At 69.0% G+C, this 17687-nt stretch carries 10 protein-coding genes; 5 read left to right on the top strand and 5 right to left on the bottom strand.

The annotated features are described in order from the left end of the window. Positions 1 to 10: 10 nt before the first annotated feature. The 3 genes from xylB to VT85_RS17950 are packed head-to-tail and all read right to left on the bottom strand — an operon-like array spanning position 11 to position 3446. A complete protein-coding gene (gene xylB, locus VT85_RS17940; RefSeq protein WP_068418368.1) occupies positions 11 to 1552 on the bottom strand; it encodes a xylulokinase in 1542 nt (513 codons plus the stop codon). Then, positions 1549 to 2394 carry an MBL fold metallo-hydrolase gene (locus VT85_RS17945; RefSeq protein ID WP_068418371.1) on the bottom strand — a complete coding sequence of 282 codons (846 nt, stop codon included), beginning with the start codon at positions 2392 to 2394 and terminating at the stop codon, positions 1549 to 1551. The genes xylB and VT85_RS17945 overlap by 4 nt, the downstream gene beginning before the upstream one ends. 23 nt (positions 2395 to 2417) lie before the next feature. Continuing rightward, the gene (locus tag VT85_RS17950) at positions 2418 to 3446 is read right to left on the bottom strand and encodes a cobalamin-independent methionine synthase II family protein (protein ID WP_068418374.1); all 1029 of its coding nucleotides are present in this window, start codon (positions 3444 to 3446) and stop codon (positions 2418 to 2420) included. Positions 3447 to 3846: 400 nt separating this feature from the next. On the opposite strand from VT85_RS17950, the gene VT85_RS17955 reads away from it, so the two are divergent. From VT85_RS17955 to VT85_RS17975, 5 genes are all read left to right on the top strand, one after another. Beyond that, on the top strand, positions 3847 to 5406 hold the full coding sequence (locus tag VT85_RS17955; protein WP_068418378.1) for a glucoamylase family protein: 1560 nt from the start codon (positions 3847 to 3849) through the stop codon (positions 5404 to 5406). Positions 5407 to 5776: 370 nt separating this feature from the next. Beyond that, positions 5777 to 7084: a DUF1501 domain-containing protein gene (locus tag VT85_RS17960; RefSeq protein ID WP_068418381.1), complete on the top strand. Its 1308-nt coding sequence runs from the start codon at positions 5777 to 5779 to the stop codon at positions 7082 to 7084. Positions 7085 to 7196: 112 nt separating this feature from the next. Next, the gene (locus VT85_RS17965; RefSeq protein WP_197490848.1) at positions 7197 to 9728 is read left to right on the top strand and encodes a peptidase; all 2532 of its coding nucleotides are present in this window, start codon (positions 7197 to 7199) and stop codon (positions 9726 to 9728) included. Continuing rightward, entirely contained in the window at positions 9728 to 12238 is a 2511-nt protein-coding gene (locus VT85_RS17970) for a DUF1549 and DUF1553 domain-containing protein (RefSeq protein WP_082858702.1), read from the top strand. Before VT85_RS17965 ends, VT85_RS17970 begins: the two co-directional genes overlap by 1 nt. A gap of 58 nt (positions 12239 to 12296) precedes the next feature. Continuing rightward, complete coding sequence (locus VT85_RS17975; RefSeq protein ID WP_068418386.1) at positions 12297 to 14651, top strand: c-type cytochrome domain-containing protein; 2355 nt, start codon at positions 12297 to 12299, stop codon at positions 14649 to 14651. Positions 14652 to 14742: 91 nt separating this feature from the next. On the opposite strand, the gene VT85_RS17980 is transcribed toward VT85_RS17975, so the two are convergent. Both VT85_RS17980 and VT85_RS17985 read right to left on the bottom strand, forming a co-directional pair. Beyond that, positions 14743 to 16167, bottom strand: a complete 1425-nt coding sequence (locus tag VT85_RS17980; protein WP_068418389.1) for a hypothetical protein — start codon at positions 16165 to 16167, stop codon at positions 14743 to 14745. 23 nt (positions 16168 to 16190) lie between these two features. Continuing rightward, a complete protein-coding gene (locus VT85_RS17985) occupies positions 16191 to 17489 on the bottom strand; it encodes an acetyl ornithine aminotransferase family protein (protein ID WP_068418394.1) in 1299 nt (432 codons plus the stop codon). Positions 17490 to 17687 lie beyond the last annotated feature (198 nt).

Here is a 17687-nt window from a genome sequence, read left to right on the forward strand (position 1 = left end):
GGAAGCTGGGTCAGAGGCCCTGGGCCACCAGCTCGCTGATCTCGCGGAAGCTCCCCTTCAGGTGCTCGTAGAGGCCGCAGTAGACCTTGTACGCCCGATCGTAGTACGCCTGGACCCGAGGATCAACGCTGGTGCTCTCGACGGTCATGATGGCGGCGTCGCACGCCTCGGGCACCGAGCTGTAGCCGCCGGTCCCCACCTGGGCGAGGAGTGCGGCGCCGAAGGCCGGACCTTCGCTGGCGTTGATTGTATGGACGTCGGAACCGTAGACGTCAGCCTGGATCTGCCGCCAGAGGGCGTTCCGTGCGCCCCCGCCGGAGACGCGGATCTGCTCGATCGCGACGTTCATGTCGCGGATCAGTTCCAGGCTGTCGCGCATCGCGAACGTCGCGCCTTCCATCACCGCGCGGATCATGTGAGGACGGCCGTGGCGGACCGTCAGGCCCACCCACGCCCCCTTGGCGTCGGGGTCGAAGTGGGGCGAGCGTTCGCCGGTCAGATAGGGGAGGAAGAACAACCCTTCGCCCCCCGGCCCCGCGATCGCGGCCTCGGCGGTGAGGAGCTGGTAGGGGTCGATCCCCTGCGACCTTGCCAGGGCGACCTCGGCCTTGCCCAGCTCGTTGCGGAACCATTGCAGGCTGCCGCCGGCGGAGAGGACCACACCCATGACGTGGTACGCGCCCGGGACCGCGTGACAGCCGCGTTGGAGCCTCCCTTCCGGGTCGAAGCCGAGGTGGTCCGAATGGGCGAAGACGACCCCCGAGGTCCCCATCGTGGCCGAGACGACCCCCTGCCTCACGATCCCGTTTCCGACCGCGCCGGCCGGCTGGTCGCCGCCGCCGCCAACGACGGGGACGCCCACGGGGAGCCCCGTGGCCTCGGACCCGATCGCGCTCACCGTCGCCGAGACCTCCGGGCTCTCGTGGCACGGCGGCAGGATGGCCGGGTCGAGGTCGAGCTTGCCCAGCAGTTCCCGGCTCCAGCGGCGGTTGGCGACGTCGAGGAGGAGCGTCCCGGAGGCGTCGCTGACCTCGGTGGCGTAGGCGCCGGTCAGGCGATACCTGATGTAATCCTTCGGCAGCAGGACCTGACGGACCCGGTCCCAGTTCGCGGGCTCCTCCTTGCGGACCCAGAGGATCTTCGGCGCGGTGAAGCCCGTCAGCGCCCGATTGCCGACCATGCGGATGAGCGCCTCACGGCCGCCGGCTCGCTCCTCGATCTCGGCGCACTGGGCGGCCGTCCGTTGGTCGTTCCAGAGCAGGGCCGGGCGGATGACCCGGCCGTCGGCGTCGAGGAAGACCGAGCCGTGCATCTGGCCGCTGAGCCCGATCCCCGCCACGTCCGCCGGCGCGAACGCGCCGTCGGCGAGGATCGAACGGAGCGTCTCCCGGGTCGCCGACCACCAGAGTTCCGGGTCCTGCTCGGACCACCCCGGCCTGGGGTGCGAGCAGGGATACTCCGACGAGGCCGACGCCAGGATGCGACCCGATTCGTCGATCGCCAGCGCCTTGGTCCCGGACGTCCCGATGTCGATTCCGATGGTGACGCTCACGGACGGATCTCCCAGCGCTCGCCGCAGTTCAGGACCTTCGGCTCGACCTCGGACGGCAGGCGCCGCGCCTGTCGCTCGAACTCCTCGACCGGAGCCGTGTTAAACGTGAACATATCATAATGATGAGGGACGACGAAACGGGGGCGGACCCGCGAGGCCAGGTCGACGGCCTCGGCCGCGTCCATGTTGCCGGGGACGCCGCGGTCGGGGGCCCGGCCGTTGATCGGCAGGAACAGGACGTCGAGCGTCTCGCTCGCCAGGGCCTCGGCCAGCCCCTCGTAGGCCAGCGTGTCGCCGCTGTGATAGAGCCGCAGCCCCGCAGCCTCGATGATGAACCCCAGGTAGGGATGACGCCCGTTCGAATCGCGGTCGAACTCCTCGTGGGCCGAGGGGATCGCCCGGATGTGGAACCCCGCCCCCCGGACTTCCGCCCCGGAATCGACGCCGATCAGACGGTCGTCGGGGAGGCCCAGCCCGGTCGCGTAGGAACGGATCGCTTCGGGCAGCACCAGCATCGCCGAAGGCGAGGCGTCCAGCAGGTCCGGGACGGTCCCCGGGTCCAGGTGGTCGGAGTGCTTGTGGCTGGCCAGGAGCAAGTCGACCGACTTCAGGTCCCCCCCGCTCAGCGGAGAACGGGTCATCCGTACGTGGGGGCGGGGGGTCGCCTCGTATTTCCGCGTCAGGTGCTCGGAAAGGTAGAGGTCCACCGCCAGCAGGCCCTGCGCGGACTTGATCAGGTAGCCGCTCTGGCCGGTCCACCACACCAGCAGGCCGTCGCTCGGCGGGACGGCCTCCTCGATTTCGCGGACCAGGTCGTCCCCCATCCGGACGGGCTCGATCATGATGCTCACCAGGCCTCGATAGATCAGGAACGACCGAGTTCGCGGCGGACGAGCGCCGCCCCTTCGGCCAAAGCGCGCGCCTTGCCCACCGCAATATGCCGGGACGTCTGGGAAAACCCGCAGTCGGGCGTCACCGAGACCCGCTCGGGCGCGACGTATCGGAGAACCTGGCGGATTCGATCGGCGACCAGTTCGGCCGGCTCCACCCAGGTGTTCTTCACGTCGACGAGGCCCACCGCCACGTCCATTCCCTCGGGAAGCTCGGCCAGGATCTCGACCTCCGACATCTCCCGGCTGGCGAACTCGAGCGCCAACTGGTCGACCTTCGCCCGACCGATGTGCGGGAAGAGGGGCCGGTACGAGCGTCGTCCCACCGCCCGCGCGCGATAGTTGCCGAAGCACATGTGCATGCTGATATAGGCGTCCACCCCCTCGACCGTCCGCGCGACGACGTCGAGGAAGTAGTCGGGCGCGTCGGGATGGCAGGCGAAGCTCGGCTCGTCGATCTGGATGAAGTCGACCCCGGCGGCGGCCAGGGCCTTCAGCTCGGCCGCGACGATCGGGATCAGGGCCTCGGCGACCGAGCGACGATCGGCATAGACGTCCCCGCCGTCGATGCACCCGGCCAGCGTGAACGGGCCCGGGACGGGCGTCTTCACCGGCGCGGTGACGTACTCCCGAAGCCGATGATACTCCGTCACCACGCCCAAACCATCCGGCGCGGTGAGCGGGGCGATGCACCGATAGCGATCCCGCTGATCGTGGGCGGGGGCCCCCCAATGCCTCGCCTTACGCAGAGGCTCGAGCCCGCCGAGGTATTCGTAAAACCCTAGATTGAAGTCGACGCGCTGCATCTCCCCGTCGGTGATCCGGTCCAGGCCGGCCCTCAACTGGTCGTCGACGACCAGGCGGACGGCGTCGCGCACGGCTTCCTCGCGATCCACCGGACCGAACTGCTCGGGATGCTCCTTCACGTCCTGGACGAACTTCTCGTACCAGCCGGGGAATGACCAGCTGCCGATGACCGTGGCGGGTAACAACGCGTCCGCCATCCTTCATCCTTTCTTCAAGTTCTTCAAGCTGCGCCCGACTCCGGACGATCAGTGGATGAAGCGGGGGTGCGAGCCCGCGAACCGAAATCCCACGACGATGACGCTTGAGAAAAGCGATGGGGAGCCCGAAAGCCGGCTCAGCCAGCCCGCCGGGCCCTCCGATGCCGTCGTTCGTCAATCTAACCGTGGCGTCCAGGCGATGCCAGGCCCTGCCCCGGAGAGAGTCGAATCCTCCACACAAGACTGCGTGCTTGAATCCTGTCACGATGTTTGTAGCGATCGGTATATTCGTATAGAGTTTTACTTAGAGAAGGCACCTCGACGCTCCATGCCGAAGGGATTCGTGGGGATCGCCGCGGATCCCCTGCACCGACCGAGACCCTCTATCCGAGGTGGTGCGATGACTCGATCGCCGGTTTCGCGGGCTCTCTGGATTCTCCTGGCTTGCATCCTCTTCGGTACGATCGTCCCCGGGTCGACCTGGGGCCAGGAGCAGTCGTCGAGCCTCACGGAGGAAGATCGAATCCGGCTTCGCCGTTATGCCGCCGACACCTGGCGGTCGATGGACAAGCTGGCTTTCCCCAGCGGGCTTCCCGCCGACCGAGTCCATCGCGAGGGCGCGGGATGGGGGGAACCCGTCCTGGAGACGACCCCCACGAACATCGCGTCGTACATCTGGAGCGTGCTCGGGGCGGAGCGCCTGGAGATCATCACCCATGAGGAGGCGCGATCGAGGCTGACCCGGACCATCCAAACCCTTGAGGCGATGGACCGACCCCACGGCTTCTTCGTGAACGATATCGACCCCCGCGACGGGAAGCGGCTCACCGCCTCGCCGGTCGACTCATCACCTCGACGCCCGCTCATCAGTACCGTCGACAACGCCTGGCTGGCCCTGGCTCTCACACTGGTCGTCAACACCCAGCCCGAGCTCGCCCCCGCCGCCGACCGGCTGCTCCGGGCGATGGATTTCGGATTCTTCTACGATTTCTACGACGCCGACGACCCGATCCGCCAGCCCGGCCTCCTCCGCGTCGGCTACTGGGTGGATGAGAAGGCTTTCTACGGGCATTACGGGATGCTCAACACCGAGGCCCGCATCGCCAGCTACCTGGCGATCGCCCGGGGCCAGCTCCCCCCCGAGCACTACTATCGGATGTACCGCACCCTCCCCACGGAGGTCGCGCCGCAGACCCAGACGCCGACCGGAAGGGCCCGCGATTATCACGGCGTCGCCGTCTTCGAGGGAGCCTACGACTACCTCGGCATGCGAGTCGTCCCCAGCTGGGGCGGCAGCATGTTCGAGGCGCTCATGGTGACCCTTTTCCTCCCGGAGGAGGAATGGGCCCCGAAAAGTTGGGGCGTGAACCATCCCCTCTACGTCCGCGGCCAGATCGAGCACGGCCTTCGCGAGATGAAATACGGCTACTGGGGCTTCTCTCCGTCCTTCCGTCCTTCGGGGGGGTACGAGGTCTACGGCGTCAAGGAGCTGGGCACCAACCCCAACGGCTACCTCTCGTACGACGTCGCCTGGGGCCTTCCCCCCCACCTGGCGACCCTCACCAGCGAGGTCGTCCACGGCGTCGTGACCCCCCACGCCTCATTCCTCGCCCTCCCCTACGCCCCTCGCGAGGTGATGGACAACCTCCGGGCCCTCGAAGAGCGTTTCCCCATCTACGGATCGCTCGGATTCCAGGATTCCGTCGACGTCCGCTCAGGCCTGGTCTCGGGATGCGTCCTGTCGCTCGACCAGGGGATGATCATGGCGGCCCTCACGAACGCCCTGGCCGACGACCACCTGCGGAAGGCGTTCTCGTCGGGGTCGGTGGAACGACTGGTCCGCCCCCTGATCGCGGTCGAGGAGTTCACCGCCGGGGCCCCGGGTCCCTACCCCACGGGCCATCAGACCGAGGCCCAGATCACCCGCCTCTCCGGGACCGAGCCGCGACTGGAGCGCTGATCTCGCGTCCACGAATGCGATCGCCTCCAGCCCGCAGGAAGCCGTGATGGCTTTTTCGCGGGCTTTTTCCAATCTGGAAAGTTCAACCGCGACGGCCCGGATGTTTGTTTTGGAAAACGCGCCAACGACACGCCATTCCGAGACGTAGCATCTTGCGGAACGATCGACTTGTTTGATAATAATTATACCCGCTTCGCCGCATGATCGCTCTCATCCAGCACGACGTCCTCGGCCGGGATGGGCGTCGATGGACCTCCGCCCGATTTCCCACGCCGAGGCCCGCCAGAACCCACTCCGCGAGTCGCGCGACGCGACGAGCCCTCCGCCGGCCCCCGAATCCCCCCCCAGATCCCCAGAAGGAGACCCGCAGATGGCGACCGGATGTCAAGGGCCGATGAGTCGTCGAGGCTTCCTGACCGTGGGCGCGCTCGGGTTGGGGAGCTTGACGCTCGCCGATCTGCTGCGGAGCCAGGCCCGGGCCGAGCTCAAGACGTACGACGCGATCAAGGCGACGGCCGATTCGGTGATCCACATCTTCCTGCCGGGCGGCATCGCCCACCAGGAGACGTTCGATCCCAAGCCGTTCGCCCCGGTCGAGTACCGCGGCGACATGGGCTCGATCCCCACCAAGCTCGACGGCGAGCGGTTCAGCGAGACGCTGCCGCAGACCGCCCAGCTCGCCGACAAGATGACCGTGATCCGGTCGATGACGCACGGCGAGGCCGCCCACGAGCGCGGCACGCACAACATGTTCACCGGCTATCGTCCCAGCCCTGCTCTCCAGTATCCCAGCTTCGGCAGCGTGGTCTCGCACGAGTACGGCCCCAAGAACAACCTCCCCCCCTACGTCTGCATCCCCCGGATGCCGAACGTCTACGCGGGGACCGGCTACCTCAGCTCGGCCTTCTCGCCGTTCAGCCTGGGTAGCGACCCGGCCTCCAAGCGGTTCCGCGTCCAGGACCTGAACCTCCCGACCGGCATCGACGACGCCCGCTTCTCCTCGCGTCGCAACGTGCTCGACGCCGTGAATTCGTACTTCCGCGAACGCGAGAAGAGCGACAACATCGAGGCGATGGACACCTTCTACGACCGGGCCTACAGCTTGATCAGCTCGCAGCAGGCGCGCGAGGCGTTCAACATCGCCGCCGAGCCCGACGCGATCCGCGACGAGTACGGCCGCAACCCGGCCGGCCAGCGCATGTTGCTGGCGCGTCGGCTGGTGGCCGCGGGCGTGCGGATGGTCACTCTCGAATACGGCTCCTGGGACCTCCACAACCAGATCGTGCCCGGCATGAAGAACCAGATGCCGGCCTTCGACCAGGCGTACGCCACGTTGATCCGCGACCTCGATCGCCAGGGCCTGCTCGACCGCACGCTGGTCATGGTGTCCAGCGAATTCGGCCGGACCCCCAAGATCAACAAGGACGGCGGCCGCGACCACTGGCCGAAGGTCTTCAGCGTGGCCCTCGCCGGCGGCGGCGCCAAGCGGGGCCTGATCTACGGCGCCTCCAACGCCACGGCCACCGAGCCCGAGCGCGACCCGATCGGCCCCGAGGACCTGGCGACGACCGTCTACCACATGATGGGCATCGTCGCCGACAAGGAGCTGATGGCCCCCGGCGACCGCCCGATCGAGATCGTCGACGGCGGCAAGGTGGTCAACGAACTGCTCGCCTGACCCTCGCCCACGGGGCGGCGTCCCCGCCGCCCCAGCCGCTTTCCCTCCCCGCCTTCCGGGATCCGTCGCGCCACGTTCCCCCGCTCGATCCGCACCCATGAGAGCCTCGATCATGCGCCGACCCCGCCTCGAACGCCTTCGCCGCCTCGTCGTCGCCTTCTCGCTCGCCGCCGCCTTCGCGACGTACGCCCGGGCGTCGACCCCCAGCCTGACCGCGGTCCGGCCGATGGGGGGCCAGCGCGGGACCGAGGTCGAGGTCGTCTTCTCAGGTGCACGGCTCGGCGACGCCCAGGAGGTCCTCTTCTACCAGCCGGGCGTCGTCGCGACCGGGATCGCCAAGGTCGACGACAACAGCTTCAAGGCCACGGTCCAGATCGCGGCCGACTCCCCGCTCGGCTTCCACGACCTGCGAGTCCGAACGGCCACCGGCGTGAGCGAACTCCGCGGGTTCAGCGTCGGCGCCATGAAGGAGGCGGTCGAGGTCGAACCCAACAACGACTTCGAGGCCCCGCAGGCGATCCCGATGAACGTCGTCGTCAACGGCGTGGCGGAGAACGAGGACGTCGACTACTTCGTGGTCGAGGCCAAGAAAGGGGAGCGCATCTCGGCCGAGGTCGAGGGGATGCGGCTGGGGATCACCCTGTTCGACCCCTACGTCGCGATCCTGAACGCGAAGCGATTCGAGCTGGCGTCCAGCGACGACGCGGCCCTGCTCTGGCAGGACGGCTTCACCTCGATCCTCGCCCCCGAGGACGGCAAGTACATCATCCAGGTCCGCGAGAGCGCCTACGCGGGCAACGGCTCGTGCCTGTACCGGCTGCACGTGGGCGGCTTCCCCCGCTCCACGGGCGTCCTGCCGGCCGGCGGCAAGCCGGGACAGACGCTCGCCGTGCGCTGGATCGGCGATGCGACCGGCGAATCGACGTCCGAGGCGGCGCTCCCCGCGGAAGCTCGCGCGGGCTGGGGACTCCAGCGGCAGGACGACAAGGGGGCTTCGCCCTATCCGAACGCCTTCCGCCTGGTAAACCTTGAGAATGCGATGGAGGTCGAGCCCAACAACGACCAGGGGACGGCGACGCCGTTCACCGCCCCGGCCGCTCTGAACGGCGTGCTGGAGAAGCCGGGCGACACCGACCATTTCGTCTTCACCGGCAAGAAGGGCCAGGTCTTCGACTTCAAGGTCTACGGCCGCCAGGTCCGCTCGCCGATCGATGCGGTCCTGTATCTCGCCAAGAAAGGGAGCGGTGCGCTGGCCGGGAGCGATGACGCGGTCGGCCCGGACAGCTACTTCCGCCAGGCCCTCCCGGAAGACGGCGAGTACGTCGTCTGGATCGCCGACCACCTCGGGAAGGGGGGGCCCGATTACGTCTACCGGATCGAGATCAGCGTCCCCGAGCCCCGGCTGACCGTCTCCACCCCGGCCGAACAGATCATGCTGGGGACGGGAGTGATGGCGGCCAGCGTTCCCAAGGGGGGGCGGCAGGCGATCCTCCTGCAAGGGAGCCGGGCCGACTTCGGCGGCGAAGTCCTCTTCAGCGCCGAGGGACTCCCGGCGGGCGTCGAGATGGAGGCCCCGCCCCTGGCCGCCAGCCAGGCTCTCGTACCCGTCCTGTTCACGGCCAAGGCCGACGCGGCGCCCGCCGGCGCGCTCGTGGCGGTCTCGGGCAAGTCGGCCGACCCCAACGTCGCCGTCCGTTCCGAATTCAACACCCTGTCGGCCTTCGTGCTGGCCCCCAACAACAACGGCATCATCATGTGGTCGCGCTCGGTCGACCGCCTCGCGGTGGCCGTGACCGAGGAAGCCCCCTACTCCATCGAGATCGTCCAGCCCAAGGTGCCCCTGGTCCGCAGCGGCCAGATGGGCCTGAAGGTCAAGGCGATCCGCAAGCCCGACTTCAAGGCGGCGATTGCGGTGTCGCTCCCCTGGAATCCGCCGGGCGTGGGCTCGGGGGGCGGGGTCGCGATTCCCGAGGGCCAGGACGAGGCGGTCATCCCCATGAACGCCGACGGCAACGCCGAGCTTCGGACCTGGAAGATCGTCGTCAACGGGTCCTCCTCCGGGCCGACCGGGCCGATCATGGTCTCCTCGCAACTGGCCGACCTGACCATCGCCGCCCCCTACGTCGGGCTGACCTTCCAGGCGGCCGGCGTGGAGCAGGGCAAGGAGACGGACATGGCGGTCGCCGTGGCGAAGAACGTGGACTTCGACGGCGAGGCCAGCGTCACGCTCATCGGCCTGCCGAACAAGGCCACGACCGACGCCAAGTCGATCACCAAGGAATCGACCGACCTGGTCTTCCACATCAAGACCGACGCCGCCTCGCCGGTCGGCAAGCACGCGAACCTGTTCTGCCAGGTGATCATCACCCAGGACGGCGAGCCGATCGTCCACAACATCGGCTCGGGGACGCTCCAGATCGACGCCCCCCTGCCCCCCAAGCCGGCTGACGCCGCCGCGCCCGCCCCGACGCCCGCCGCCGCCCCGCCCCCGCCGAGGCCCCCGCGAAGCCCCTCAGCCGCCTGGAGAAGCTGCGGCTGGAGGCCAAGCAGAAGCAGGCCGGCGGCACGCCCTGAGCGGCCCCCCGAACACCCGCAGGGAAGACCCGCCGAACCATTCCGGACCTTGATGAGGACGCCCACGTGATGATCCAATCGACCGCGGCCTTCGCCCGAGCGCTCCGAACGTCCCTGGCGGGCCTCGTCCTCGCGGGCCTGGCCCCGCCCCTCGCGACCGCCGCCGATCCGGCGGCCCCCCTGCCGGACGAGGTCTTCGCCCCCGATCCGGTCCTGACCGCCGGGCTCGTCGAGATCCAGGTGTTCCCCGCGGCCGTCGACCTGACGACCGCCCGCGACCGGCAGTCGGTCGTCGTGCAGGGCTTCTACTCCGACGGCCTGACCCGCGACCTGACCCCGGTCGCGACGTTCACGCCGGCGGACCCCTCGCTGGTCGTCCGCGAGGGGGCGACCTTCCTCCCCAGGGTCGACGGCGAGACCACGATGACCGTCGCCTTCGGCGGCCAGTCGGCGACCATCCCATTGAAGGTGGCCAGGGCCGCCACGGCCGAGCCCCTCAGCTTCCGACTCGACGTCATGCCCGTCTTCCTGCGGGCCGGATGCAACACCGGAAGCTGCCACGGCGCGGCGAGGGGCAAGGACGGGTTCCGGCTCTCCCTGTTCGGCTACGACCCGGAAGGCGACTACTTCCGCCTCACCCGCGAGATGGTCGGACGCCGGGTCAACCTCGCCCTCCCGGCCGACAGCACCCTCCTGGAGAAGTCCATCGGCGCCGTCCAGCACACCGGCGGCAAGCGCTTCGAGCCGGGCGACGTCTATTATCGCTCGATCCACGAGTGGATCACCGCCGGCGCGCTGAATGACGACGTCTCCAAGCTGCCGAAGGTCGTCGGCGTCGAGCTCTATCCCAAGGCCGGAGTCCTCGACGGCAAGGGCTCGGAGCAGCAGATGACCGTCCTGGCGAAGTATTCCGACGGCACCGACCGCGACGTCACCGGGCTGGCCCTCTTCCTCACGAACAACGACTCCTCCGCCGCCGTCTCCCCCGACGGGCTCGTCAAGGCCGGCGAGCGCGGCGAGGCGTTCGTCATGGCCCGGTTCGAGACCTTCACCGTCGGCTCGCAGTTCATCGTCCTGCCCAAGGCGCTCCAGTTCGCCTACCCCGACGAATCCACGGGCAATTACATCGACGAGCTGGTGGCCGACAAGCTCCGCAAGCTCCGGATCGCCCCATCCGAGATCTGCGACGATGCCACGTTCGTCCGCCGCGTGTTCCTCGACATCGTCGGCCTTACGCCCACGGTCGCGGAGTTCGATCAGTTCATGACCTCCGCCGACCCCGACAAGCGGGCGAAGCTCGTCGACGAGTTGCTCCAGCGCAAGGAGTTCTCGGAGATCTGGGTGAGCAAGTGGGCCGAGCTGCTCCAGATCCGGACCAGCCTGACCGTCAGCTACAAGTCGATGTTTCTGTACTACAACTGGCTCGTCGAGCAGCTCTCCAAGGACTTGCCGATGGACCAGATGGTCCAGGAGCTCCTGGGGGCCAACGGCGGCACGTTCAAGAATCCGGCCACCAACTTCTACCAGACGACGACCGAGACGCTCCCCCTGACCGAGAACGTCGCCCAGGTCTTCATGGGCATGCGGATCCAGTGCGCCCAGTGCCACAACCACCCGTTCGACCGCTGGACTCAGGACGAATACTACAGCTTCGCCGCGTTCTTCTCGCAGATCGGCCGCAAGCAGGGCGAGGACTTCCGCGAGCTGATCGTCTTCAACGCCGGCGGCGGCGAGATGAAGCATCCCGTCGACGGCCGGGTCATGGCGCCCAAGTTCCTCGGCGGCGAGTCGCCGGACGTCGCCGGCAAGGACCGCCGCGTGATCCTGGCCAAGTGGCTCGCCTCCTCGCAGAACCCCTGGTTCGCGACGTCGTTCGCCAACCGCGTCTGGGCGCACTTCATGGGCGTCGGCGTGGTCGAGCCGGTCGACGACTTCCGCATCAGCAATCCCGCCACGAATCCTGAGTTGCTGGAAGCGCTGGGCAAGCGGTTCACGGAGAGCAATTACAACCTCAAGAGCCTCGTCCGGGACATCTGCACCTCGCGGGCCTACCAGCGTTCGACCCACCGCAACGAGAGCAACGCCGGCGACGACCGGAACTTCTCGCACGCCCTGGTCCGGCGGATCAAGGCCGAGAACCTGCTGGACGCCATTAGCCACGTGACCAACACGAAGGACAAGTTCGGGGGCCTCCCCCTCGGCGCCCGCGCCGTCCAGATCGCCGACGGCAACAGCTCGACCTACTTCCTGACGACCTTCGGCCGGGCGACGCGGGAAACCCCCTGCTCGTGCGAGGTCAAGATGGAGCCCACGCTGTCGCAGGCGCTCCACCTGCTCAACGGCGACACCGTCAACGCCAAGATCAAGCAGGGGGGCGTGCTCGACGAGGTCATGAAGGACAACCCCGCCGCCGAGGACCGGATCGCCGACCTGTACCTCCGCTGCCTCTCGCGCCGGCCCACGCCGGACGAACTGGCCAAGCTCACCCCGATGGTCTCCCAGGCCCCCGACCAGGCGCAGGCGCTGGGCGACGTCTTCTGGGCCCTGCTCAACAGTCGTGAATTCCTGTTCAACCATTGATCCGATCCCGACGGCCGACCGCCCCCGCCATCGTTCGACCCTCGAGAGGCCCGACGCCATGCGATCCCGAATCCCGTCGCTCCCGCTCCTCGCGCTGTTCGCCCTCGGCGCCGCCGTCCCGGCGGCCCGCGCCGAGGACGGGGCGGCCAAGATCACCTTCATGGACCAGGTCTCTCCGATCTTCCGGAACCGTTGCGGCTCCTGCCACAACCCGGACAAGGCCAAGGGGGGCCTGAACCTGGAGACCTTCGGGGGGACCATGCAGGGGGGCGGCTCGGGCGCGGTGATCGAGCCCGGCGACCCGGACTCCAGCACGCTCCTGGCGGTGATCCTACACACCGAGGAGCCCAAGATGCCCCCGAACTCGGCCCGGATCCCCGACGCCGAGATCGAGCTGATCAAGAAGTGGATCGAGGGCGGGGCGCTCGAATCCTCGGGCAGCAAGGTCGCGGCCAAGGCCAAGCCCAAGATGGAGCTGAAGCTCGACCCCTCGGCGCTGGGCAAGCCGGCCGGCGAGCCGGCGATGCCCGAGAACCTGGCCACCCAGCCGTTCACCCCCGAAGCCCGACCGGGCGCGGTCGTGGCGCTGGCGGCGAGCCCATGGGCCCCGCTCCTGGCCGTCGGCGGCCATAAGCAGGTGCTCCTGTATCGGACCACCGACCATCACCTGATGGGCGTCCTGCCGTTCCCGGAGGGGACGATCCACGTCCTGAAGTTCAGCCGCGGCGGCGACCTCCTGCTGGTCGGAGGCGGTCGCGGCGGGGACTCGGGCCTCGCGGTCGGGTTCAACGTCAAGACCGGCGAGCGGGTCTTCGAGGTCGGCCGCGAATACGACGCGGTGCTGGCCGCCGACGTCAGCCCGGACCAGAGTCAGGTCGCCCTCGGCGGGCCGGGACGGATCGTCCGGGTCTACAACACGGCCGACGGCAGCCCCCTCTTCGAGATCAAGAAGCACACCGAGTGGATCACCGCGATCGAGTTCAGCCCCGACGGCGTCCTCCTCGCCACCGGCGACCGCAACAACGGCCTCCTCGTCTGGGAGGCGGAGACGGGCCGCGAATACCTGGAACTCCGCGGCCATACGGGCTCCATCACCGATCTCTCCTGGCGCCTCGACTCCAACGTGCTCGCCTCGTCCAGCGAAGACGGGACGGTCAAGCTGTGGGAGATGAACGAGGGGAAGGCGATCAAGAACATCCCCGCGCACCCGCCGGGCGTCGCCGCCCTCCAGTTCGCCAAGGACGGCGGCCTCGCGACGGCCGGACGCGACCGCATGGTCAGGACCTGGGACGCGAACGGCGGCAAGAAACTCGAGCTGGAGCCCTTCGGCGACCTGGCGTTGGCCGTGGCCCTGACCCACGACGAGGCCGCCGTCGCCGGAACCGACTGGTCCGGCGCGATCCGCGTCTGGGACGCCAAGGACGGCCATCGCCTGGCCTCCTTGACCCCCGCCCCCGCGCCGATCGCCGTGCGCATCGACCAGTCGGAGAAGGAACTGGCCGTCGCGACGGCCGAGGCCGAGGCGCTCGCGAAGGAGCTTCCGCCGCTCCAGGCGGCCGCCGGCACCGCCGCCGAGGCCCAGGCGAAGGCCCAGGAGGCGTTCACCGCCGCCGAGCAGGCGTCGGCAACCCAGACGGCCCTGGTCGCCGAGCGTGAAGTGGTCGTCAACGCCAGGGCCGCCGCCGTCCAGGACGCCGCCGCCACCGCGAACGCCGCCGAGCAGCTCGCCGCCCAGGCCCGCGAGGCGCAGGCCGCCGCCGAGAAGGCGGTCGTGGACTCCGACGCCGCCGAGAAGGCCGCCCTCGCCGCGCTCGAGGCCACGAAATCGGCCGTCGCCCAGGCGCTCGCCGACAAGGCCGCCCACGACCTCCCCCTCGCCGCCGCCGCCGAGGCCCTTGCGAACGCCGCCGACCCCGACGCCGCGACGAAGGCCGCCGAGGAGCTCGGCCGCCAGACGCAGCGTGCGAATGAGTTGATCCAGGCCCTGACCGCCGCCGGGGCGGGTCGTTCCGCCGCCGCCGCCTCGGTCAAGCAGGCCGCCGCTGCGAAGGCCGCAGCGCCCGAGGCGGTCCCTCCGGCCCAGCTTCGCGCCAAGGCCGCCGGGATAGGCCTGACCGCCGCCGCCGAGGCCGTCAAGCGCCTCGAAGCCGAAAAGGCCGAGAGCGACAAGGCCCTCGCCGAGGCCCACGCCGCGTCACAAGCGGCCACGGCCCTCGTCGCCGATCTCAAGGGGAAGCTCGACCAGGCGATCGCCGGCAAGGCCGCCGCCGATAAGGCTCTCGCCGACAAGGCCAATCCTGCCGCCGCCGCCCAGGCCCGCGCTCAGGCCCTCAAGACCGAACTGGAGTTGCTCGGCCAGGAGAAGGAGCGGGCGGGCCACGCCAAGGACGGACTGGCCGCCGCCACGCCCTGATCGGCGTCGTCGTGTTACTAGTCGACAAAGTGAGGGCGTCCCAGACGGGACGCCCTCCTTTCGTTTCGAACGCGGCCGAATGATGGGCGACTCAGTGCAGGCGAGGGTCGGTCGCGGCGATGATCGCGCTGACGGCCTGCTGGTTGAACCCCTTGAAGCCTTCGCGGCGCTGGAGGTTCTCCAGATGGCTGCCGATCGTCCCTTCGTTCACGAACTTGTCGCGCTGCTCCTGGGTGATCCAGCCAGCGGCGAGCGCCCGATCGGCCCGCTTCGACGAGACCGCCCAGCGCTCACCGGCGGTGAACGCCTGGCGAAGAAACGGGAAGTCCGAGAACGGCTTCATCGTCTCGATCCCGGCCTCGGCCCTGAGCCCGTCGCGGAGGGCGTCGAACTCGAACTGGGCCTCCAGGTGGTGCATCCCTGCTTCCAGGATCGACTCGCCGTGGAGCGCCACCCACAACCCGACGGTGCCCGGCCTGGCGAGGTCGGGGAGCGGATGGCGGGCGAAATCCTGGGTCGCCTCGTCGGGAGCCAGGTCGAGGTCGGCGAAGATGACGATCCCGGTCGTCGGATGCTCCAGCACCTGCGCCCCCCACCCGGCGTGCTCGCCGGCGTGGAATCGCTCCCGCAGGAAGAACCCCAGCCTGGTGAAGATGCGGATGAGGTTCGGGAAGAACCGGCGAGAGCTGCGGAACGTGTGGTGGTCGTGGTTCGCCCAGCCCAGGCCGAATCGATCCTGCCGGGCCTTCTGCACCTGCGCGGCGCGGTTGCGAGCCTGCCAGTAGTCGCGCTCCACCTCAAAGATCAGGTGGCAGGCCAGGTCGGCCGAGCCGGCCGTTTCGATCACCTCGTCGACCAGGGCCTCGGTCGCGGCGAACCCCTCGGCGTCGTCGTCGAACCGACGGCGACGGGCCAGCCACAGGTCGCGCGCGGCCAGCGCCTCGCGCGCGGCGTGGGGTTTCATCAGCCCGCGTCGGGCGGCTTCGGTCGGATAGTTCTCGAAGCCCAGGTAGGCGCGACGTTCCACCACGACGAGGTCGACCCCCTCGCCCGGCACGCGGGCGGAGCGGAGCGGCCCCATCGGATAGCCCTGGAGTCTCAGCCCGAGGTCGTGCGCGCCGGAGAAGGCGGCGACGGACTCCACCTTGAGGCCGACGTCCCGGACGACCGGCTCGGCGCCCGCCGACGACTTCGGCTTCGGCCCGACGGCGATCCGAGGGAAGACGCCCCCCGGATGCGCGTAGACCGGGACGCCGACCGAATGGGTGTCGGGCGTCCGTTCGTAGCCGAGCGTCACGAGGCGGTTGGCGAACGACGGGGGCGCGGCCACCACGAAGTGGTCGAGCCAATTCTGAAAGATCGTGCCGGTCTCCGGCGGCAAGCGCTCGGCCAGGCTCGCGGCGAAGGCGTGCCCCGCCAGGGACTGCCGGGTCAGCTCGTTGATCAGGGATTCGGTCTCCGGCCACCGCCGCCACTGGAACGGCGCGGCGAGGTCCGGCTCGGTCGCGAGCGTCATATTAGGGCTCCTTGAAAGGACGGTCAAACGCCCGCCTTGTCGGCCGTCTGCACGTCGACCATGGCGGCGCCCAGCAGCCTGAGCCCGATTTCAACCTGACGCTCGGTCAGGCACAAGGGGGGGCAGAATCGCACCGTACTCGGCCCGCACGGGAGCAGGAGGAGCCCGCGATAGAAGGCGGCGTCGATGATCTGGTCGCGAAGGGCCGGGGCGGGCGAGCCCGACCCGTCCTGAATCTCCATGCCGATCATCAGTCCCTTGCCCCGAACCTCGCGGACCGAAGGATTGCCCACGGCCGCCTCCTTCAACCCCGCGACGAGCTGGGCGCCACGCTCGACGGCGTTGCGGGCGTACTTCGACTCGATCAGGTCGATGGTCGCCAGGGCTGCGGCGCAGGCGACCGGGTTGCCGCCGAAGGTCGAGGCGTGGCTCCCCGGCGGCCAGTCCATCACGTCGGCCCGGGCGACGATCGCGCCCAGCGGCAGGCCGTTGGCGATCCCCTTCGCCAGGCAGAGGATGTCGGGCTCGACGCCCCAATGCTCGCAGGCGAACATCTTCCCCGTCCGGCCGAATCCGGACTGGATCTCGTCCACGACCAGGAGGATTCCATGCTGATCGCAGAGTTTGCGGAGGCCGGGGAGGAAGCCATCGTCAGGGACGATGTAGCCCCCCTCGCCCTGGATCGGCTCGACGAAGATCGCCGCCGTCTCCTCGGGCGAGCAGACCGTCTTGAACAGCCTCGTCACGCTCTCCAGGTCGTTGTAGATCGCGTGGTGGATGTCGGCGACCAGCGGCGCGAAGCCCTGGCGATGGATCGGCTTCGAAGCCGACAACGACATCGCGCCGTAGGTCCGACCGTGGAAGGCCCGCAGGAACGCGATCACCCGGGGACGCCCCGTGTGCCTGCGCGACAGCTTCAGCGCCGCCTCGATCGACTCGGCCCCGCTGTTGGTGTAGAAGACCCGCTTGGGCGTCGATCCGGGCGAGATCTCCGCCAGCCGCTCGGCCAGTTTGATCTGCGGGGCGTAGTAGAAATCCGTCCCGGACATGTGGATCAGCCGCTTGCTCTGCCGGACGATGGCCTCGACCACCCTGGGGTGGGAGTGCCCGACGTTCGTCACCGCGATCCCGGCGGTGAAGTCCAGGAAGCGGTTGCCGTCCATATCCTCGATCATAGCCCCCCTGGCCCGACGCACGACCAGGGGATACGTTCGCGTGTACGAAGGCGACATCACGCGGTCGTCGCGCTCAAGCCAGGCCTCGCTCTTCGGTCCCGGAATCGGCCCGAGAATCCGGGGCTCGTCTCGATGCAGTGCGACCATCGCCTCCTCCCCTTTCCGAGTTGCGAGCCCGACGGCCCGAACGCACGACTCGACGTGGATTCGGCCCGTGCGCGACGGGACGCCCCGGCCCACGACGGCCGCTGGCGAGAGGCTTTCCGACGGTTCCCACCGCGCCGACGGAGCGGGCCGGACGTGCTCGTCCGACCGAGAGGGGGCTCGCGTCGTACACAGGGATTA

It is taken from the genome of Planctomyces sp. SH-PL62 (assembly GCF_001610895.1).
In the GTDB taxonomy this organism is placed as follows: Bacteria; Planctomycetota; Planctomycetia; order Isosphaerales; family Isosphaeraceae; genus Paludisphaera.